An 18,743-nucleotide genomic window follows, 5' to 3' on the forward strand; every position below is an offset into this window, starting at 1 on the left:
TGCAATTGGTTGCATGTTCCCACTTGCCGAAAGTTGTCCCCGCACCATGACAGGGCGTCATCTCTCGACAAAACTCAAAGACGAGCGCCCCTCGCTCCCGTCAGCTCTGATCGGCGAAGAGAATTCGGGCTTTTTCGTGATGCCGGCGGGAGCTTACGCTATATTTCGCCGGCATCGCGATCATGTTTGGAAACAGGCGTTAATCGTTGCCGGAGATGCCGTCGATACGGATCACGAAGAGCGTCGTGTCGCGGGTGGGCTGGACATGTACGCCAGCGGTGCCCGGACCGGCCTGCAGCGTGTCGAGCGGTCCGAGGCGAACCGGATCGGCGCCGGCGATGACGACCTCCCCGCTCAGGCACAGGATGAGGGTTGCCCTCGCCTCGGTCCGTATTTCCACCGGCGCCGAAATCACCAGCCGTTCGACGGAATGCATCATACGGCTGCGGCGGGTCATGACGTTGAGGTCAGTGATCGGTCCGCCAATCAGCGTGGCCGCGGTCCGCACGTCGGCCGGGAAGGACAGCGGCGCCGTCGCCCTGGTGACCGAAGCCGGCGGGTGGCCGGCAATATCGAGCACGATGCCCTCGCCTTCGAGCACGGCAAGGGTGCGGTCGATCCCGGCGAATTGCGAGAATGGGCCGCTGCCTTCGATACACGCCATCGAGACGCGCCAGTCGAAATCATCGAGCCCGGCGTGGGCGGGCGAGATCGCGATCTCCGTCGTCACCCCGCCGCCGTTCTTCCACGGCATCGATTTGTATTCGGCTGCCCGCGTCACGCGCATGAGATCAGCCCATCACCCGAGAATGCCGGGCAGGTTGAGCTGATGCTCCTTGGCGCAGTCGATGGCGATGTCGTAGCCGGCATCGGCGTGCCGCATGACGCCGGTCGCCGGATCGTTCCACAACACCCGCTCCAGGCGTTTGGCGGCGGCAGGCGTGCCGTCGGCGACGATGACCATGCCGGCATGCTGCGAGAAGCCCATGCCGACGCCGCCGCCATGGTGCAGCGACACCCAGGTGGCGCCGGACGCGGTGTTGAGCAGCGCATTGAGCAGCGGCCAGTCGGACACGGCGTCCGAACCGTCCTTCATCGCTTCGGTCTCGCGGTTCGGCGAAGCGACCGAGCCGGAATCGAGATGATCGCGGCCGATGACGACCGGCGCCTTGAGCTCACCCTTGGCCACCATTTCGTTGAAGGCGAGGCCGAGCCGATGCCGATCGCCGAGACCGACCCAGCAGATGCGCGCCGGCAATCCTTGAAAGGCGATGCGCTCGCGCGCCATGTCGAGCCAGTTGTGCAGATGGGTGTTGCCGGGTGTCAGTTCGCGCACCTTGGCGTCGGTCTTGTAGATATCCTCAGGGTCGCCGGAAAGAGCCGCCCAGCGGAACGGACCGATGCCGCGGCAGAACAGCGGGCGGATATAGGCCGGCACGAAACCTGGGAAGGCAAACGCATTGTCGAAGCCTTCTTCCTTGGCAACCTGGCGAATATTGTTGCCGTAATCCAGCGTCGGCACGCCGGCGTTCCAGAACGCCACCATCGCTTCGACATGCTCGCGCATCGAGGCGCGTGCGGCCTTCTCGACCGCCTTGGGGTCGGACGTCCGTTTCTCCCGCCACTCAGCCAGGGTCCAGCCCTTGGGCAGATAGCCGTTCAGCGGATCATGCGCCGAGGTCTGGTCGGTGACCATGTCGGGGCGCACGCCGCGCCGCACCAGTTCCGGCACGATGTCGGCGGTGTTGCCGACCAGGCCGACGGACTTCGCTTCGCCGGCCTTGGTCCAGCGTTCGATCTTTTCCAGCGCATCGTCCAGCGTGTCGGCACGCTCGTCGACATAGCGGGTGCGTAAACGGAAATCGATGCGGTCGGGATCGCATTCGATGGCCAGGCAGCAGGCGCCGGCCATAACGGCGGCCAGCGGCTGGGCGCCGCCCATGCCGCCGAGCCCACCGGTCAGTATCCATTTGCCCCGAAGGTTGCCGCCATAGTGCTGGCGGCCGGCCTCGACGAAGGTCTCGTAAGTGCCCTGCACGATCCCTTGCGTGCCGATATAGATCCATGAGCCGGCCGTCATCTGGCCGTACATCATCAGGCCCTTTCTATCGAGCTCGTTGAACTTCTCCCAGGTCGCCCAGTGCGGCACGAGGTTGGAGTTGGCGATCAGCACGCGTGGCGCGTCCGGATGGGTGCGGAACACGCCGACCGGCTTGCCGGATTGCACCAGCAACGTCTCGTCATCCGCCAGCGTTCTCAAGGAGGCGACGATGCGATCGAAATCGTTCCAGGTGCGCGTCGCCCGGCCGATGCCGCCATAAACGACCAGCTCGTTGGGGTTTTCGGCGACGTCGGGGTCGAGATTGTTCATCAGCATGCGCAGCGGCGCTTCCGTCAGCCAGGAGCGGGCACTGATTTCCGTGCCGCGCGGGCTGCGGACTTCGCGGATGTTGTGGCGGGGATTGTTCATCATTGTCCCTTTCGAAGGCCGCGCGTCAGCGCCCGGCCCAGTCGATGGCGGTTTCGAGTATCTGCTTCAGCGTGACGCGGATGGGCGCGGCAAAGGCGGCGTCATAGGGAACCGGCCAATTGTCTGGCGCGCCCCTCTCTTCGGGCTCGCGCATATAGCCGCGGTTGGAGAGCTCCATTTGCAGCGCATGCACACCCTGTTGCGGCTGGCCGAAATGGCGCGTGATCCAACCACCCTTGAAGCGGCCGTTCACGACAGAGGTCTCGCCGGTTTCGGCCATGATCTGGCCGATCATGGCCTGCAAGGCCGGATCGGCACTCTTGCCGTCGTTGGTGCCAAGATTGAAAACCGGCAGCGTACCCTCGAACAGTCGCGGCAGGACCGAGCGGATCGAGTGGCAGTCGTAGAGGACGATCTTGCCGTGCAGGGCACGCAAGCGGTCGATCTCGGCCTGCAATGCGGCATGATAAGGCACGAAGTATTTTTCGCGACGTTCGTCGATCTCCGACGGTCCCGGCTCTTCGCCTTCGCGGTAGAGCGGATCGCCGTCGAAGGTTTCTGTCGGGCACAGGCCGGTCGTCGCTTGACCAGGGTAGAGCGAGGCGCCGGACGGATCGCGATTGACGTCGATGACGGTGCGCGAAATGGCGGTGTGCACGACGGTTGCGCCAAGGCCGGCGGCGAAATCATAGAGCTTGTCGATCCACCAGTCGCAGTCGCGACTGCCAAGCCAGGGCGATACTAGCCGGCTCTCGAGACCGGCAAGATCGATGCCGGTGTGCGGGATGGAAACCAGCAACGGTGCGGTGCCTTGGGTGACGGTGAGCCAGGAAGGCGCGGTCATGAGAAATCCCCCAGCGCTGGCGTTCTAGTATTCGGCCTCATGAGGCAATTCCCGGCAGCGCCACCGCGCTCGCTGCCTTCACCGCCGCACCACTGCGCACCATGGCGATGGCTTTCTCCATGTCGGGATGGAAATGCCGGTCATTGTCGAGATGCGGCACCTCGGCGCGGACCAGCCCGCGCACTGCTTCCAGAGCGTCGCTCGATGCCAGAGGCGCATGGAAATCGCAGCCTTGCGCGGCGGCCAGCAATTCGATGCCGATGATGGCGGTTGCATTCTCCACCATGCCGATAAGCCGGCGCGCGCCATGCGCAGCCATCGAGACGTGGTCTTCCTGGTTGGCGGAGGTCGGGATCGAATCGACGCTGGCCGGATAGGCCTTCTGCTTGTTCTCGGAGACAAGGGCTGCCGCCGTAACCTGCGGGATCATGAAGCCGGAGTTCAGGCCGGGTTTCGGCGTCAGGAAGGCTGGCATGCCGGACAGCGCGGGATCGACCAGCATGGCGATGCGCCGCTCCGACAGCGAGCCGATCTCGCAGACGGCAAGCGCGATCATGTCCGCGGCGAAGGCCACCGGCTCGGCGTGGAAATTGCCGCCGGAAAGCGCCGTGTCGTCCTCGGCGAAGATCAGCGGATTGTCGGTGACGCCGTTGGCCTCGGTGCCGAGCGTATCGGCCGCCTTGCGCAGCACGTCGAGGGCGGCGCCCATCACTTGCGGCTGGCAGCGCAGGCAATAGGGATCCTGCACGCGCTCGTCGCCGACACGGTGCGATTCCCTGATAGCACTGCCGGCCATCAGATTGCGCAGTGCGTCCGCCGTCTCGATCTGGCCGCGATGCTTTCTCAAGAGATGAATGCGCGGATCGAACGGGGCGTCGGAGCCCCTCGCCGCGTCGGTCGACAAGGCGCCGGCGACCAGCGCCGACTGGTAGAGCACTTCGGCCTCGAACAGGGCGGCCAGCGCATAGGCGGTGGAAAACTGCGTGCCGTTGAGCAGCGCCAGGCCTTCCTTGGCGCCCAATGTCACCGGTTCCAGGTCGTGCGAGACGAAGGCGACCTTGGCCGGGAAACGGCCATGCGGAGTAAAGCATTCGCCGACACCGATCATGACAGCCGTCATATGCGACAGCGGGGCAAGGTCGCCGGAGGCGCCGACGGAACCTTGCGCCGGCACTACCGGGATGACATCGTTGGCCAGCATCGCCTCGAGCAACTCGATGGTCTGCGGCCGCACGCCAGAGGCGCCCTGCGCCAGGCTGGCCAGCTTCAGCGCCATCATCAGCCTGCAAATGGCGACCGGCATCGGCTCGCCGACACCGGCGGCGTGCGACAGCACGATGTTGCGCTGCAAGGCCTCGAGATCCTCCGCCGGAATGCGGACACTGGCGAGTTTGCCGAAGCCGGTGTTGATGCCGTAGACCGGCTGGCCCTTGGCGACGATCCTTGCGACAGCCTCGGCGCTGGCCTTGATCTTTGGCCGGCAGGTGTCGTCCAGTTTCGGCGCGGCACCGCGATAGATGGCACGCCAGTCGGCCAGCGTCGCATTGCCGGGCTTCAGGATCAGTTCGGTCATTGTCCTCTCCAAATGCGGGCATGCAGCGGGTTGAAGCCCATGCGATAGACGAGTTCGGCCGGGCTCTCGATGTCCCAGATCGCCAGATCGGCGGATTTTCCGGCTTCCAGCGTGCCGGTTTGTCCCAGGAGGCCAAGCGCACGGGCGGCCTCGCGGGTGACGCCGGCAAGGCACTCATCGACCGTCAGCCCGAACAAGGTCGCCGCCATGTTCATGGTCAGAAGCAGCGAGGTCAGCGGCGAGGTGCCTGGATTGTTGTCGGTGGCGACAGCCATCTTGACGCCATGCTGGCGAAACAGGCCGATCGGCGGCTTCTTGGTTTCGCGAATGAAATAATAGGCGCCGGGCAGGATGGTCGCCACGGTCCCTGCCTCCGCCATCGCCACGGCGCCTGCCTCATCGGTGTATTCGAGATGATCGGCCGACAGCGCTCCGTAGCGGGCGGCGAGTTCGGCCCCATGCAGGTTGGACAGTTGGTCGGCATGGAGCTTGACTGGCAGGCCAGCCGCCTTGGCGGCATCGAAGACGCGCGCCATCTGCCCGGGGGAAAAAGCGATGCCCTCGCAAAAGCCGTCGACCGCATCGGCCAGCCCCTCGGCAGCGATGGCGGGGAGAATTTCCTTGGCGACCAGATCGATAAAGGCGTCCTTGTCGCCCTTGGCTTCCGGCGGCAATGCATGAGCGCCTAGGAAGGTCGTCCGGATCGTCACAGGCCGCTGTTCACCCAGTTGGCGGGCGGCACGCAGCGATTTCTTCTCGTTTTCGAGGTCGAGCCCATAGCCCGATTTAACCTCCACGGTGGTTGCGCCTTCGGCGATCAGCGCATCGAGACGCGGCAGCGACTGCGCGACCAGGTCGCTCTGGCTCGCGGCACGTAGCGACTTGACCGAGGAAACGATACCGCCGCCTGCACGGGCAACCTCTTCATAAGTGGCGCCGGCCAGCCGCATCTCGAATTCGTTGGCGCGGTTGCCTGCATGGATCAGATGGGTGTGGCAGTCGATCAGGCCGGGCGTGACCCAGCGACCTTCGCAATCGATCGTTTCGGCGTCCTGGGCAAGCGCCGCGGGCAGCCCCGATTCAGGGCCGGCATAAACAATGCGGCCGTCGCGTGCGGCGACCGCACCATGTTCGACAACGCCAAGGCCGGCGGAACTCTCGGCCATGGTCGCCAGGCGCGCATTGCGCCACAGACGAATGCCCCCTGCCCGGCTTTTGCTTTCTTCAGCCATCATCTTTTCCGTTTCAATCGGTGGCGATTATGTATATACATATTGAAACGCACTGCAAGTAGCATCATCGCATGTAAGACAGGGAAGCGGAGAGAAAAGTGACCGACATCTTTGCGGAACAGGCGCTCCTTCCCAATGGCTGGCACAGCAATGTTCGGCTCACCTTGGCCAATGGGCGCATCGCGGACGTCGAGCTGGATAGCGCTGCGTCAACTGACGACGAGCGCCATTCCATTCTGCTGCCCGGCATGCCCAATCTGCACAGCCACGCCTTCCAGCGTGGCATGGCCGGTCTTGCCGAGCTTCGCGGTCCCTCCGCCGATAGTTTCTGGAGCTGGCGCGAGGTGATGTACCGCTTTGCGCTGTCGATGACGCCCGATCAGGTCGAGGCAGTTGCCGCGCAGCTCTACGTCGAGATGCTCGAGGCTGGGTTTTCCCGCGTCGGCGAGTTTCACTACCTGCATCACGATCGCGATGGGAAGCCCTACTCCAATGCAGCCGAAATGGCCGAGCGCATCGCGGCCGCGGCAAGCGAAACAGGTATCGGCCTGACGCTGCTGCCGGTGTTTTACGCACACTCCTCTTTCGGCGGCGCTGCCCCGAATGACGGCCAGCGCCGTTTCATCAACGATGTCACTCGGTTCTCCCGGCTTGTTGAGAAAAGCCGCGAATGCGTTCGCACTTTGAATCAAGCTGTCGTCGGGGTCGCCCCGCACAGCCTGCGCGCCGCGACGCCGGAAGAACTCACTGCGGTTGCAGCGATGGCGCCGGACGGGCCGGTCCACATCCACGTTGCCGAGCAGGTGAAGGAAGTCGACGACTGCCTTGCCTGGACCGGCGCGCGGCCGGTCGAATTTCTGCTTGGCCATGCCAAGGTCGACCAGCGCTGGTGCCTGATCCATGCCACCCACATGACCGACGCGGAAACCATCGGCGTGGCCAGGAGCGGAGCCATCGCCGGCCTTTGCCCGATCACCGAGGCAAATCTGGGCGACGGCACTTTTGCAGCCCCGCTGTTCAGGGAACATGGCGGCCGCTTCGGCGTCGGCTCGGATTCCAATGTGCTGATCGGGTTGCCCGACGAATTGCGCCAACTCGAATATTCGCAGCGTCTCGCACACCGCGCCCGCAACGTGCTGGCGGTGGCCGGCGGCTCGACCGGGCGCGCGCTGTTCGACGCCGCGCTCGAGGGCGGCAGCATCGCTCTTGGTGCCGGCGCATCACAGATCGCCGCTGGCGCATCCGCAGATCTCGTCTCGCTCGACGCCGGCAATCCCTCGCTGGCCGGCAAGACCGGCGACGCGATCCTCGATGCCTGGATCTTCGCCAATGGCAGCAAGGTCGACTGCGTCTGGGTCCATGGCAACAAACAGGTCAGCGGCGGCAGGCACACAAGGCGCGAGGCGATCGCCAGGCGTTTTCGTAGTGTGATGACGGCGCTTTCGGCATGAGCATGATCGAGGCAGCGGATGCATACGGTGGCGGCTCGCTACACCAGCGCATCCTGTCCGACATCAGCGACAAGATCCTGTCCGGCGCGTGGGCGCCCGGCCATCGCATCCCGTTCGAGCACGAGTTGACGGTCGAATACAATTGTTCGCGAATGACGGTGAACAAGGCGCTGTCGCAGCTTGCCAAGGCCGGACTGATCGAACGCCGGCGCCGTTCCGGAAGCTTTGTCCGTCGGCCGCAGTCGCAAGCCGCGGTGCTGGAAATCCACGATATCCGGATCGAGGTCGAGGCGCTCGGCCTGCCCTACCGTTACGAACGGCTGGCGCAACTGAAGCGGCGCAGCAGCGCCGAGGATCGCGCGCTGCTGGAACTTTCGGCATCAGGACCGGTATTGGCGCTCGAATGCCTGCATTTTGCCGGCCACCGCCCATTCGCGCACGAACAGCGTCTGATCAATCTCGCCGCCGTACCCGAAGCAGCCGATGAGAAGTTTCTCGACATCGCGCCCGGCCCCTGGCTGATCGGCCGCGTGCCTTGGAGCGAGGCCGAGCATCGGATCCGTGCCATTGCCGCCGGCACGCAGATGGCGACTGCGCTGGACATCAAAGCCGGCGCTCCTTGCCTGGTGGTCGAGCGGCGGACCTGGAGCGCTGAACATCCGGTCACCCATGTGCGCTTCACCTATGCAGCCGAGAGCCACACGCTGGTGGCAAGGTTCACGCCGTCACAGGGATAGCCGATCTCCCCCCTTGTGGGGGAGATGTCCGGCAGGACAGAGGGGGGCGCCGTAGAGTGCCAACCTTCATTTGCCTACCGGGAATTTTGTCCAAGTGGTTTTGATTAGCTGAAAGGCCGGCGGGACAGCGCCCCCCTCTGCCCTGCCGGGCATCTCCCCCACAAGGGGGGAGATTGGCAGCTTCAGCGTCGTCTCAGATCGCCGCCGTCACAATAATCTCGACCAGATATTCCGGCCCGGCGAGCTTGGCCTCGCCGGTGGCGCGGGCCGGTGTGTTGCCCTGCGGCACCCACTTGTCCCACTCCGAGTTCATCTCGGCAAAGGTGCTCATGTCGGCCAGCCAGATGATAGCCTGCAAGATCTTGGTCTTGTCGGTGCCGGCCTTGGCCAGCAATTCATCGATGGTCGCGAGAATGTCCCTGGTCTGGGCGGCGACGTTGCCGCCGGGCTCGCCGACCTGGCCAGCCAGATAGATGGTGTTGCCATGGATGACGATCTGGCTCATGCGCGGGCCAACATCGATGCGACGAATGCTCATGGGAGGTTCCTTCCTTTGTGGTCGCGCCTCTTTAGGGTCGCCACCCGCTTCGGGCAAGACCGCCGCGGCCAAATCCCCTTGGACCAGCGAGGACCAAGAAGCACCAAACGAAAAACCCGCCAGTGCGGCGGGCCGTTGGCGCAAATCTGCACCATGGACAAATATCTACCATAGCTGCACTCACCGTGTCAAGAAAAAATTCCTATCATGCCGGCACCGGCGATGCTGGCCGTCGTCAGGCCTTTTGCCAAGCTGCGTTCGGGAGGCCTGGATTGGCTTGTTGACTAATGTAATAACATCACATATCCAAGCCACCGCGGCAGCAGCCGAATTTCGCCGCCCCACGGATACCAGAATGACAAATACCTGCCTGACATTCCGCGACTTGACGCTTGGCTACGGCAGTCATCCGGCGATCCATCATCTCGACGGCACGATCCGCAAGGGTTCGCTGACGGCTGTGGTCGGCGCCAACGGATCCGGCAAGTCGACGCTGATGAAGGGTATTGTCGGGGTGTTGCAGCCGATGGCCGGCGAGGTCATCCGCGCGCCCGGCGTGCGGGCAGCCTACCTGCCGCAGCAATCGGAACTCGATCGCTCTTTTCCGGCGCGGGTGGTCGATCTGGTTTCGCTCGGCCTGTGGCCACGGCGCGGGCTGCTCGGCCGCTACACCAGGGAGGACCGGGAGTCGGTTAGTCAGGCGCTGATGGCGGTTGGCCTGGGTGGCTTCGAGAAGCGCCCGATCGACACGCTGTCCGGCGGCCAGCTGCAACGCACGCTGTTTGCCCGCGTGCTGCTGCAGGATGCAGATCTCATCCTGCTCGACGAGCCGTTCAATGCCGTCGATGCCAAGACGGTCGGCGACCTGATTGCCCTGATCAAGCACTGGCATGGCGAGGAACGCACCATCATGGTCGTGGTCCATGATCTGGACCTGGTGCGGCAGAATTTCCCTGAAACGTTGCTGCTGGCGCGCCAGCCGATCGCCTGGGGCGAGACCAGGGAAACACTGAAGCCGGAGAACCTGTTGCGCGCTCGCCGTTTTCACGAGGCCTGGGAGGAGAATGCGCCCTGGTGCGAGCCAGACGAGCACGCTCATGGTCATGGTCATGGCCACGATCACCATGCTCACGGGCATGATCACGACCATCATCACGGCGCCGGACCGAGGGCCGCCTGATGGACACGCTTTACGGCCTTTTCATCGCGCCTTTCGCTGATTTCGGCTTCATGCAGCGGGCGCTGTTCGGCTCGCTGATGTTGTCGCTCGGCGCTTGCCCGGTCGGCGTCTTCCTGATGCTGCGGCGCATGAGCCTGTCCGGCGATGCCATGGCGCATGCCATCCTGCCGGGTGCCGCCGCCGGTTTCCTGCTCTATGGACTTGAAATCCTGCCGATGACCATTGGCGGCCTGATCGCCGGCATCGTCGTCGCGCTTGGTGCCGGTGCCGTCTCGCGCTTCACCATCCAGCGTGAGGACGCCTCGATGGCGGCCTTCTATCTCATTTCGCTCGCCATCGGCGTGCTGATGGTGTCGATCCGCGGCTCCAGCGTCGATCTCATGCATGTGCTGTTTGGCACCGTGCTGGCGCTCAACGACGAAGCGCTGACGCTGATCGGCGGCATTGTCGCGGTGACGCTGGTCAGCCTCGGCATCTTCTGGCGGGCACTTGTCGCCGAATGTCTCGATCCGCTGTTCCTGCGCTCGGTAAGCCGGCTGGGCAGCCCGGTGCATTTCATCTTCCTCGGCCTGGTCGTGCTCAACCTTGTCGGCGGTTTCCAGGCGCTCGGCACGCTCCTGTCGGTCGGATTGATGATGCTGCCGGCGGCAGCCGCCCGCTTCTGGACGGCGCGCGTCGAGCCGATGTGCGTTCTGGCCGTGCTGATCGGCTTTGCCTCGTGCATCGCAGGGCTGTTGTTGTCCTATCATGCATCGCTGCCGTCCGGCCCGGCCATCATCCTGTCGGCCGGCGTCGTCTATTTCGCCTCGATCCTGTTCGGCACGCGCGGCATTTTGCGCGCCCGCATCGTCCATCACCGTCATAGAACGGCCTGATATCCATCCCGCCCCTAAAGGAGACTAGTCCATGCTGAAATCGATCCGCGCCGCCTTGGCGATGAGCGTTATAACATTAACCGCTTTTGGCGCATCGTCGGCCTTCGCCGCGCCGCTGAAAGTCGTCGCCAGCTTCACCGTCATCGCCGATTTTGCAAAAAATGTCGGCGGCGACCGTGTCGACATCACCACCATCGTCGGGCCGGATGGCGATGCCCATGTCTACGAGCCGAGCCCGGCCGACGCGGTGGCAATGGCCAAGGCCGACATCGTGCTGGTGAACGGCCTGCATTTCGAAGGTTTTTTGCAGCGGCTGGTCGATGCCAGCGCTACCAAGGCCTCGATCATCACCTTGACCAAGGGCGTGACCGCAATCGATTTCAAGCCTGAATTCGCCGATGCCGACGCGGCCGAGGGTGCCAGCACGGGCGGCGGCAAGACGGTCACCGATCCGCACGCTTTCCAGTCGATCGCCAACACCAGGATCTATGTGAAGAACATCGCCGATGCTTTCTGTGCGGCCGACTCCGAAGGCTGCGTCACCTACCAGACCAATGCCGCCGCCTACACCAAGAAGCTCGATGCGCTGGAAGGTGAAGTGAAGACCGCGATCCAGTCGATTCCTGAAGCAAAGCGCGTCGTCATCACCTCGCATGACGCCTTCGGCTATTTCGAACACGAATACGGCCTGACGTTCCTCGCCCCGCAAGGCATCTCGACCGATTCCGAACCGTCAGCTGCCGATGTCGCCAAGCTGGTCGAGCAGGTGAAGCAGGACAAGGCGGCGGCGATCTTCGTCGAGAACATCACCAACCCACGCCTGGTCGAGCAGATCGCCGGCGAAACCGGCATCAAGGTGGGCGGCACGCTCTATTCCGATGCGCTGTCGCAGCCCGACGGGCCGGCCTCGACCTATATCGACATGATGCACAACAACATACGTCAGATCAAAGGCGCCATTCTCGGCAGCTGAATCTGAACTGCCAGCCAGCCGGGTCGTATCGGCCCGGTTGGATTTTGCGGCGCGTAATGTCTATTTGGCAGAGAATTCCCTCAATGCGGATTGCCGCGAATGGCGGGGAGTGGCAAGACTGGCGCTAAATCAGATTGCGAGGATGCTGCCATGGAATACCGCGAAATCAGCGAGGACTATTCGGTCTCGGGCCAGATCCAGCCGGAGGACGTCGCCGCCATCAAGGCCGCCGGCTTCAAGAGCGTCATCTGCAACCGGCCTGACGACGAGCAGCCCGGACAGCCTTCGGCCGATACGCTCAAGGCGGTGGTCGAAGCCGCGGGGCTCGCTTTCCGCTACATCCCGGTGATCAGCGGCCAGATCACGACCGAGAATGTCGAGGATCAGGCCGAGGCGCTGGATGAGTTGGAAGGGCCGGTGTTCGCCTATTGCCGCTCCGGCGCACGCTGCACCAATCTCTATGGGCTGATCCAGCAGTCGAAGGGTTAAATCGGCAGCGCCCCAGTCTCCTTGAGCGTTTCGAGCACGATCGCCGTCTTCACATGCTGCACGGATTCGTGTGGCAGCAGCACGCCGTTGACGAACTCGGACAGCGATTTCAGGTCGGGCGTCACCACTTTCAGGATGTAATCCATCTCGCCGGTCAGCGCGTGCGCCTCCTGCACCTCCGGCAGCCGCGCCACCAGTTCGCCGAAGCGCCGCGCATTGTCGCGGTTATGGGTGGCCAAAGTCACCGAGATGACATTGACCAGCGAGAAGCCGAGTTTGTCGCGGTCGAGGACGGCGCGATAGCCCCTGATATAGCCATCTTCCTCAAGCCGCTGGCGGCGGCGTGAACATTGCGACGCAGACAGGTTCACGCGCTCCGACAGATCGTTATTGGTAAGCCGCGCATCGCCCTGCAAGAGAGCCATTATCTTGCGGTCAAACTGATCGATGCGCGTCTCATCCATGACTTTATCCCTCATCATGCACGTTTCTCGCACGAGATGATCATTTCAAGCGTTTGAATGCAAGCACCATGCGCTACCTCCGCGCTATGATGACGTCAGATGGTCTTTTCAGGCCAACCAGCTTCGGAGGAATGCCATGGGTCCCTTCCCGCACGACGCCCCGCCCGCCAAGATCAGCAAGGACAATCCGGCCGGCACCGACGGTTTCGAATTCGTCGAGTTCGCGCATCCGGAGCCGCAGAAGCTGGCCGAGCTGTTCACCCGCATGGGCTATATGGCGGTGGCGAAGCATCGTACCAAGAACATCACCGTCTGGCGCCAAGGCGACATCAACTATGTCGTCAATGCCGAGCCGGGCTCGCATGCGATGAAGTTCGCCGACAAGCACGGGCCTTGCGCGGCCTCGATGGCCTGGCGGGTGGTCGATGCCAAACACGCGTTCGACCACGCCGTCGCCAAGGGCGCCATACCTTACGAAGGCGACGACAAGGCGCTCGATGTGCCGGCGATCGTCGGCATAGGCGGCTCGCTGCTCTATTTCATCGAAACATATGGCAAGAAAGGCTCGGCCTATGACGCCGAGTTCGAATGGCTGGGTAAGCGCGATCCGCGGCCGCAAGGCGTCGGCTTCTACTACCTCGACCACCTCACCCACAATGTCTATCGCGGCCAGATGGACAAGTGGTGGGATTTCTACCGCAACCTGTTCGGCTTCAAGCAGATCCATTTCTTCGACATCGACGGCAAGATCACCGGACTGGTGAGCCGCGCCATCACCTCGCCCTGCGGCAAGATCCGCATTCCGCTCAACGAATCCAAGGACGAGACCAGCCAGATCGCCGAATATCTGAAGAAGTACAATGGCGAAGGCATCCAGCACATCGCCGTCGGCACCGACGAGATCTACGCCGCCACCGACAAGCTTGCCGAGAACGGGCTGAAGTTCATGCCCGGCCCGCCGGAAACCTATTACGACATGTCGTATGACCGGGTGAATGGCCACGACGAGCCGACCGAGCGGATGAAGAAGCACGGCATCCTGATCGACGGAGAAGGCGTGGTCGACGGCGGCACGACCAAGATCCTGCTGCAGATCTTTTCGAAAACCGTGATCGGCCCGATCTTCTTCGAATTCATCCAGCGCAAGGGTGACGAAGGCTTTGGCGAAGGCAATTTCCGCGCGCTGTTCGAATCGATCGAGCAGGACCAGATCAAGCGCGGCGTGATCAAGGTGCAGGCCGCGGAATAATCTGGTCAACTCGGAGTTCTTGCGGCTCGTCCCTTTATGACCTAAATTCAGGTCATAAAGGGTTCTTGACGATGAACGTTCCCATGGCGAAAGCGAAGGCCCAGCTCTCCGAGTTGGTAAAGCGTGCCCAGGCCGGCGAAGAAATCCATCTGACCCGGCATGGAGAGGTTGTCGCGACCTTGAGTGCTCCCGCCCGGCCCGGCGGCAGCAAGCGCCTGTTGGGAGCCCTGAAAGGCCAAATTTGGATATCGGATGATTTTGATGAACTTGGTCCCGAATGGGACGAGTATATTAAATGAGCCGCAAATATCTGGTCGACACTCATATTCTGCTTTGGGTACTCAACGCCGATTCACGTCTTTCGGATCATCATCGCGACATCTTTGTCGCAGGCAAGGACGTGATCGTCAGCGCCATCTCGGTCGCGGAGATTGCCATCAAGAAAGCGCTCGGCAAAGTCACGCTCACAGGCGACATCGTGGAGATTCTGCGATCGAACGGGATTCCAATCCTCGGTGTAAACGAACTCCACGCAGCAAGGCTTGAGCATTTGCCGCTCCATCATCGCGATCCCTTTGATCGTTTGCTTATTGCACAAGCTCAAATCGAAGCTCTGACGTTGGTGACCGCGGATCGGCATTTCTCAGCCTATGACGTTGCACTCGTCTGATTGCCCAGTCCCAGCCGCTCCACCTCGGCACTCCTGAGCCTGAGGTCATAATCGAGTAGGAACTCATCCAGCTGCGGCGGCTTGACCGACGTGCCGGACAGCATCGCGTGCACCTGTCCACGATGATGGATGTCATGCAGGAAGACATGGGCGAGGATATCGCCGATCCTTTCCGGGATCATGCCGTCCCCACGCCGGTCAGTGATGACCCGGCGGTCGAGGTCGGCCTCCGACAGGGCATTGCAGAAGGCGATCAGCCTGCGGTCGAATTCAGTCTGCGCCGCCGCCAAATCGGCTGCGTCATCGAAAGACGCGAAATCGTCATAGGCCTTAGCGCCGATACCGCCCTCCTCCAGGAAATCGATATAGAGAAGATCGACGGCAAGGATGTGGTTGAGCGTCGCCTTGATCGACGGAAAGAAGCTGGTGCGCGCGGCTTCGAATTCACCCGGCTTGAGCTGCAACACGGCGCGATAAAGCCGGTCGTTCGACCAGAGATTGTTGCCGGCCATGCGGCGCAGGTGATCCAGCAAGGTCATGGCGTCATCCGGCTCACCGCACCGATACAAGCCCGTTCACATAACCACAAATCCAGCGAGAACGATCAACAGCAGCCGTCATTCCATCACTCCTGCTATCGCTCGTATTTCTCGACCCTCTGCTCGATGGCGCCGAAGATCGAGTGGCCGGCCTTGTCCTTCATCTCGATGCGCACCGTGTCGCCAAAGCGCAGGAACGGCGTTTTGGGTGTGCCGGCCTCGATGGTCTCGATCATGCGCAGTTCGGCAATGCAGGAATAGCCGGCGCCGCCGGCCGAGACAGGCTTGCCCGGCCCGCCGTCGAGCTTGTTGGAGACGGTGCCCGAACCGATGATGGTACCGGCGGCCAGCGGCCGCGTTTTCGCGGCGTGAAGGATCAACGCCGGAAAATCGAAGGTCATGTCGACGCCGGCATCGGCGCGGCCGAACGGCTTGCCATTGAGGTCGGCAAGAAGCGGCAGGCTGACCTTGCCACCGTCCCAGGCGTCGCCCAGTTCGTCCGGCGTCACCGCCACCGGCGAAAACGCCGAGGACGGCTTCGATTGAAAAAAGCCGAACCCTTTCGCCAGTTCCGGCCCGGTGAGCGCGCGCAGGGTCACATCGTTGACCAGCATGACCAGCCGGATCGCGGCACGCGCCTCATCGAGGCTTGCACCCATTGGCACATCGTCGACGATAACCGCGACCTCCGCCTCCATGTCGATGCCGAAGGCCTCGTCGGCCATGCGGATTGGATCGCGCGGCGGAATGAAAGAATCCGAACCGCCCTGGTAGATCAGCGGATCGGTCCAGAAGCTCGCGGGCATCTCGGCGCCGCGCGCTTTCCGCACCAGTTCGACATGGTTCACGTAGGCAGAGCCATCGGCCCACTGATAGGCTCGCGGCAACGGCGAATGGGCAACATGCTCGTGGAAGCGCTCCGACGGGACCGCATTGTTCTCCAGCGATTCCGCGATTGTAGCGAGGTGCGGCGCGACGCGGCGCCAATCGTCGATTGCCGCCTGCAGCGTCCGCGCCAGGAACGAGGCGTCGGTGAAGCGCGTCAGGTCCCGCGAGACGACGACAAGTTTTCCGTCACGCGTTCCGTCCTTCAATGTGGCAAGCTTCATGCGGTTCCCTCTCCTTGTGCAGCATTCCCGCTGCTTTGGTTTCTTGTTTTGCGCGTGATCTTTCCCAAGAACCGGTTCCTCTTTTCGCCGACGCGGTCCTTCGGGTCGGTATCATGCGAGTTCCACAACAAGGCCGTCGCGAGCGATCGTCAAGTCGCCGGACCATGTTTTCCTGACAGCTGCGGTCCAGTCGGCCTCGCCGATCTCGGGATCGTCGGCCGGAATGAGATGATTGAGCACCAGCCTCTTCACGCCGGCATCGCCGGCGATGCGCCCGGCCTCCTCGGCAAAGCTGTGGCTGGCGAGCAGATGGTCTCTAAGCCTTGCGCCGTTGCCGGTCTTGGCCACCAGCCGCTCGATACCTTCTTCCAGCATCGCCTCGTGAACGAGGATATCGGCACCTTCGGCAAACCTGGCGAGCGGCGGAAAGAAGGCTGTATCGGCGGAGAACGCCACGCTTTTTCCGCCATGCTCGAAGCGCAGGGCAAAACAGTCGACCACCGGCGGGTGGTCGACGCGTAGCGCCATCACCTTCAAGCCTCGCTGCTCGACCACCTCGCCTTCGCCGAATTCGACGATCGAAACCAACTCACGAATGTCCGGCCGGCCCTCGTCGGCGATGCGGATCTCGATGTCGAATTCCATCGCCTGGCAAAAGTGCTGCCAATGGTGATCCGTGCCGGGCGGGCCGAACACGCCGACCTGGGTAGACAGACCCGCCGTCCAGGCGGTGTGTATCAGAGGGCCCAGTTCCAGCACGTGGTCGGAATGCAGATGTGTGATGAAGATCAGGTCGAGCGCTTTCAGGCTGAGGCCGGCGTCCGCCAGACCGCGCGTCACGCCAAGGCCGCAGTCGACGACGATGTTCCGGCCGCCAATCCGCAGCAGCGACGAACTCGGCCACGGGCCGCCCGGCCGTAGTGCCGGGCCGCCTTTCGAGCCCAGAAGCACCAGCCGGTCCGGCGTTGGCGCGCGGCTCAAGACCAGTCGCCCTCGGGCGTGCCGTTGAAGCGCTTCTTCAGGTCGGCCCAGCAGTCGATGTAATTGTCCTGCCGGGTTTCCAGTTCGGCGCCGTAGCGGGTCAGCATCTGCGGAAAGCGCGTCTCGAACATGAAGGCCATGGTGTTGTCGAGTTTGACCGGTTTCAATGCGGCGCGCGAGGCTTTTTCGAAGCCAGGCGCATCCGGGCCATGGGCCAGCATCAGATTGTGCAGGCTGATGCCGCCGGGAACGAAGCCTTCTTCCTTGGCGTCGTATTGGCCGTGGATCAGGCCCATGAACTCGCTCATGATGTTGCGGTGATACCAGGGCGGCCGAAACGTATCTTCCGCCACCAGCCAGCGCGGCGGGAAGATGACGAAGTCGATGTTGGCGGTGCCCTCCTCGCCGCTTGGCGCCGTCAATACCGTGAAGATCGACGGATCGGGGTGGTCGAACAGCAGAGCACCGACAGGCGAAAAGGTCGCCAAATCATACTTGTAGGGCGCGTAATTGCCATGCCAGGCGACGACGTCGAGCGGCGAATGGCCGAGCTCGGTGACATGGAAATTGCCGCACCATTTCACGACTAGCCGGCACGGCGTTTCCTTCTCCTCGAACCAGGCGCAAGGGGTCTTGAAATCGCGCGGGTTGGCAAGGCAATTGGCGCCGATCGGGCCGCGATCGGGCAGCGTCAGCTTGGCGCCGTAGTTCTCGCAGACATAGCCGCGCACTTCGGCATCGACGAGTTCGACCTTGAACACCAGTCCGCGCGGCAGCACGGCGATCTCGCCGGGCCGCAATTCAATGACGCCCATCTCGGTGACGAAGCGCAAAGCGCCAACCTGTGGCACGACCAGCAATTCACCGTCGGCGTTGAAGAAATGGTCGTCGGCCATCGAGCGGTTGGCGACGTAGACATGGGCCGCCATGCCGGTCTGCCCGAGCACGTCGCCGGCCGTGGTGATCGATCGCATGCCGGCGATGAAATCGGTAGGCTCCTTGGGCATCGGCACTGGGTTCCAGCGATACTGACCGAGGGCCAGCTCATGATCGCCGACATTGGGCGCGCTCTTCCACAAGGGATAGGTCGCCGGTTTGAAGCGGCCGGTGTGCTTGACGCTCGGCCGGATGCGGTAGAGCCAGGAGCGTTCATTGGTGCCGCGCGGGGCGGTGAAGGGCGAGCCGGAAAGCTGCTCAGCGTAAAGGCCATAGGCCGGCCGCTGGGGCGAATTCCGCCCTTGTGGCAGCGAACCAGGCAAGGTCTCGGTTTCGAAGTCGTTGCCGAAACCCGGCATGTAGGAAAAGGCCATCGCTTCCTCCTCGCGAAATGCTTGACCAAATTGGTTTCATTTGTAACCATCGAAAATGT

The 18,743-nt window shown here is 62.9% G+C and carries 20 protein-coding genes; 9 read left to right on the plus strand and 11 right to left on the minus strand.

Annotated features, from left to right (window positions below; all coding sequences use genetic code 11):
- Positions 1-199: 199 nt before the first annotated feature.
- From NKJ26_RS09095 to hutI, 5 genes are read right to left on the minus strand one after another with little or no spacing between them, the layout of a single operon-like run.
- Positions 200-787 carry a HutD/Ves family protein gene (locus NKJ26_RS09095; protein ID WP_352694978.1) on the minus strand — a complete coding sequence of 196 codons (588 nt, stop codon included), beginning with the start codon at positions 785-787 and terminating at the stop codon, positions 200-202.
- A gap of 12 nt (positions 788-799) precedes the next feature.
- Entirely contained in the window at positions 800-2,473 is a 1,674-nt protein-coding gene (gene hutU / locus NKJ26_RS09100) for a urocanate hydratase (protein ID WP_352694979.1), read from the minus strand.
- Positions 2,474-2,495: 22 nt separating this feature from the next.
- Entirely contained in the window at positions 2,496-3,314 is an 819-nt protein-coding gene (hutG, locus tag NKJ26_RS09105; protein ID WP_352694980.1) for an N-formylglutamate deformylase, read from the minus strand.
- Between the two features lie 37 nt (positions 3,315-3,351).
- Complete coding sequence (hutH, locus tag NKJ26_RS09110) at positions 3,352-4,887, minus strand: histidine ammonia-lyase (RefSeq protein ID WP_352694981.1); 1,536 nt, start codon at positions 4,885-4,887, stop codon at positions 3,352-3,354.
- Positions 4,884-6,119 carry an imidazolonepropionase gene (gene hutI / locus NKJ26_RS09115; protein WP_352694982.1) on the minus strand — a complete coding sequence of 412 codons (1,236 nt, stop codon included), beginning with the start codon at positions 6,117-6,119 and terminating at the stop codon, positions 4,884-4,886. The genes hutH and hutI overlap by 4 nt, the downstream gene beginning before the upstream one ends.
- 98 nt (positions 6,120-6,217) lie before the next feature.
- Here hutI and NKJ26_RS09120 point away from each other — a divergent pair, with 98 nt between their 5' ends.
- Both NKJ26_RS09120 and hutC read left to right on the plus strand, forming a co-directional pair.
- Positions 6,218-7,570, plus strand: coding sequence for a formimidoylglutamate deiminase (locus NKJ26_RS09120; protein WP_352694983.1), 1,353 nt, complete (start codon positions 6,218-6,220; stop codon positions 7,568-7,570).
- A complete protein-coding gene (hutC, locus tag NKJ26_RS09125; RefSeq protein ID WP_352694984.1) occupies positions 7,567-8,307 on the plus strand; it encodes a histidine utilization transcriptional repressor HutC in 741 nt (246 codons plus the stop codon). Before NKJ26_RS09120 ends, hutC begins: the two co-directional genes overlap by 4 nt.
- Positions 8,308-8,500: 193 nt before the next feature.
- Here the strand turns inward: hutC and NKJ26_RS09130 are convergent, their stop codons facing one another.
- Positions 8,501-8,845, minus strand: coding sequence for a RidA family protein (locus NKJ26_RS09130; protein ID WP_352694985.1), 345 nt, complete (start codon positions 8,843-8,845; stop codon positions 8,501-8,503).
- Between the two features lie 355 nt (positions 8,846-9,200).
- Between NKJ26_RS09130 and aztA the strand changes: the two genes are divergently transcribed.
- From aztA to NKJ26_RS09150, 4 genes are all read left to right on the plus strand, one after another.
- On the plus strand, positions 9,201-10,025 hold the full coding sequence (aztA, locus tag NKJ26_RS09135; protein WP_352694987.1) for a zinc ABC transporter ATP-binding protein AztA: 825 nt from the start codon (positions 9,201-9,203) through the stop codon (positions 10,023-10,025).
- Positions 10,025-10,900, plus strand: coding sequence for a zinc ABC transporter permease AztB (gene aztB / locus NKJ26_RS09140; RefSeq protein ID WP_352598474.1), 876 nt, complete (start codon positions 10,025-10,027; stop codon positions 10,898-10,900). The genes aztA and aztB overlap by 1 nt, the downstream gene beginning before the upstream one ends.
- A 31-nt stretch (positions 10,901-10,931) precedes the next feature.
- The gene (gene aztC / locus NKJ26_RS09145; RefSeq protein ID WP_352694988.1) at positions 10,932-11,873 is read left to right on the plus strand and encodes a zinc ABC transporter substrate-binding protein AztC; all 942 of its coding nucleotides are present in this window, start codon (positions 10,932-10,934) and stop codon (positions 11,871-11,873) included.
- 150 nt (positions 11,874-12,023) lie between these two features.
- Positions 12,024-12,362, plus strand: coding sequence for a protein tyrosine phosphatase family protein (locus NKJ26_RS09150; RefSeq protein WP_352694989.1), 339 nt, complete (start codon positions 12,024-12,026; stop codon positions 12,360-12,362).
- Here NKJ26_RS09150 and NKJ26_RS09155 read toward each other — a convergent pair.
- On the minus strand, positions 12,359-12,826 hold the full coding sequence (locus NKJ26_RS09155) for an Lrp/AsnC family transcriptional regulator (RefSeq protein ID WP_027027888.1): 468 nt from the start codon (positions 12,824-12,826) through the stop codon (positions 12,359-12,361). The genes NKJ26_RS09150 and NKJ26_RS09155 overlap by 4 nt on opposite strands.
- Before the next feature lie 136 nt (positions 12,827-12,962).
- Between NKJ26_RS09155 and hppD the strand changes: the two genes are divergently transcribed.
- The 3 genes from hppD to NKJ26_RS09170 all read left to right on the plus strand — a co-directional run bounded on the left by hppD (position 12,963) and on the right by NKJ26_RS09170 (position 14,745).
- Complete coding sequence (gene hppD, locus NKJ26_RS09160) at positions 12,963-14,075, plus strand: 4-hydroxyphenylpyruvate dioxygenase (RefSeq protein ID WP_352598477.1); 1,113 nt, start codon at positions 12,963-12,965, stop codon at positions 14,073-14,075.
- An 83-nt stretch (positions 14,076-14,158) separates the two neighbouring features.
- Complete coding sequence (locus NKJ26_RS09165; RefSeq protein WP_502899454.1) at positions 14,159-14,374, plus strand: type II toxin-antitoxin system Phd/YefM family antitoxin; 216 nt, start codon at positions 14,159-14,161, stop codon at positions 14,372-14,374.
- Positions 14,371-14,745: a type II toxin-antitoxin system VapC family toxin gene (locus NKJ26_RS09170; RefSeq protein ID WP_352598478.1), complete on the plus strand. Its 375-nt coding sequence runs from the start codon at positions 14,371-14,373 to the stop codon at positions 14,743-14,745. Before NKJ26_RS09165 ends, NKJ26_RS09170 begins: the two co-directional genes overlap by 4 nt.
- On the opposite strand, the gene NKJ26_RS09175 is transcribed toward NKJ26_RS09170, so the two are convergent.
- The 4 genes from NKJ26_RS09175 to hmgA all read right to left on the minus strand — a co-directional run bounded on the left by NKJ26_RS09175 (position 14,724) and on the right by hmgA (position 18,684).
- Positions 14,724-15,284, minus strand: coding sequence for a DinB family protein (locus tag NKJ26_RS09175; RefSeq protein WP_352694990.1), 561 nt, complete (start codon positions 15,282-15,284; stop codon positions 14,724-14,726). The two genes, NKJ26_RS09170 and NKJ26_RS09175, sit on opposite strands and share 22 nt — an antisense overlap.
- A 95-nt stretch (positions 15,285-15,379) precedes the next feature.
- Positions 15,380-16,393, minus strand: coding sequence for a fumarylacetoacetate hydrolase family protein (locus tag NKJ26_RS09180; protein WP_352694991.1), 1,014 nt, complete (start codon positions 16,391-16,393; stop codon positions 15,380-15,382).
- Between the two features lie 111 nt (positions 16,394-16,504).
- Positions 16,505-17,374, minus strand: a complete 870-nt coding sequence (locus NKJ26_RS09185) for an MBL fold metallo-hydrolase (RefSeq protein WP_352694992.1) — start codon at positions 17,372-17,374, stop codon at positions 16,505-16,507.
- Positions 17,371-18,684 (minus strand): homogentisate 1,2-dioxygenase, encoded by a 1,314-nt coding sequence (hmgA, locus tag NKJ26_RS09190; protein WP_352694994.1) that lies wholly within the window; start codon positions 18,682-18,684, stop codon positions 17,371-17,373. Before hmgA ends, NKJ26_RS09185 begins: the two co-directional genes overlap by 4 nt.
- Positions 18,685-18,743: the final 59 nt, after the last annotated feature.

This window comes from Mesorhizobium sp. M0152 (assembly GCF_040322415.1).
Classification (GTDB): Bacteria; Pseudomonadota; Alphaproteobacteria; order Rhizobiales; family Rhizobiaceae; genus Mesorhizobium.

Excerpts from the sequence above, each read along its gene's own strand:
- NKJ26_RS09155 (WP_027027888.1), bottom strand. The coding sequence starts at position 12,826 with ATGGATGAGACGCGCATCGATCAGTTTGACCGCAAGATAATGGCTCTC.
- hutI (WP_352694982.1), bottom strand. The coding sequence starts at position 6,119 with ATGGCTGAAGAAAGCAAAAGCCGGGCAGGGGGCATTCGTCTGTGGCGC.
- NKJ26_RS09165 (WP_502899454.1), top strand. The coding sequence starts at position 14,159 with ATGGCGAAAGCGAAGGCCCAGCTCTCCGAGTTGGTAAAGCGTGCCCAG.
- hutU (WP_352694979.1), bottom strand. The coding sequence starts at position 2,473 with ATGATGAACAATCCCCGCCACAACATCCGCGAAGTCCGCAGCCCGCGC.
- aztC (WP_352694988.1), top strand. The coding sequence starts at position 10,932 with ATGCTGAAATCGATCCGCGCCGCCTTGGCGATGAGCGTTATAACATTA.
- aztB (WP_352598474.1), top strand. The coding sequence starts at position 10,025 with ATGGACACGCTTTACGGCCTTTTCATCGCGCCTTTCGCTGATTTCGGC.
- hmgA (WP_352694994.1), bottom strand. The coding sequence starts at position 18,684 with ATGGCCTTTTCCTACATGCCGGGTTTCGGCAACGACTTCGAAACCGAG.
- hutC (WP_352694984.1), top strand. The coding sequence starts at position 7,567 with ATGAGCATGATCGAGGCAGCGGATGCATACGGTGGCGGCTCGCTACAC.
- NKJ26_RS09130 (WP_352694985.1), bottom strand. The coding sequence starts at position 8,845 with ATGAGCATTCGTCGCATCGATGTTGGCCCGCGCATGAGCCAGATCGTC.
- aztA (WP_352694987.1), top strand. The coding sequence starts at position 9,201 with ATGACAAATACCTGCCTGACATTCCGCGACTTGACGCTTGGCTACGGC.
- NKJ26_RS09175 (WP_352694990.1), bottom strand. The coding sequence starts at position 15,284 with ATGACCTTGCTGGATCACCTGCGCCGCATGGCCGGCAACAATCTCTGG.
- NKJ26_RS09150 (WP_352694989.1), top strand. The coding sequence starts at position 12,024 with ATGGAATACCGCGAAATCAGCGAGGACTATTCGGTCTCGGGCCAGATC.
- hppD (WP_352598477.1), top strand. The coding sequence starts at position 12,963 with ATGGGTCCCTTCCCGCACGACGCCCCGCCCGCCAAGATCAGCAAGGAC.
- hutH (WP_352694981.1), bottom strand. The coding sequence starts at position 4,887 with ATGACCGAACTGATCCTGAAGCCCGGCAATGCGACGCTGGCCGACTGG.
- NKJ26_RS09180 (WP_352694991.1), bottom strand. The coding sequence starts at position 16,393 with ATGAAGCTTGCCACATTGAAGGACGGAACGCGTGACGGAAAACTTGTC.
- NKJ26_RS09170 (WP_352598478.1), top strand. The coding sequence starts at position 14,371 with ATGAGCCGCAAATATCTGGTCGACACTCATATTCTGCTTTGGGTACTC.
- hutG (WP_352694980.1), bottom strand. The coding sequence starts at position 3,314 with ATGACCGCGCCTTCCTGGCTCACCGTCACCCAAGGCACCGCACCGTTG.
- NKJ26_RS09095 (WP_352694978.1), bottom strand. The coding sequence starts at position 787 with ATGCGCGTGACGCGGGCAGCCGAATACAAATCGATGCCGTGGAAGAAC.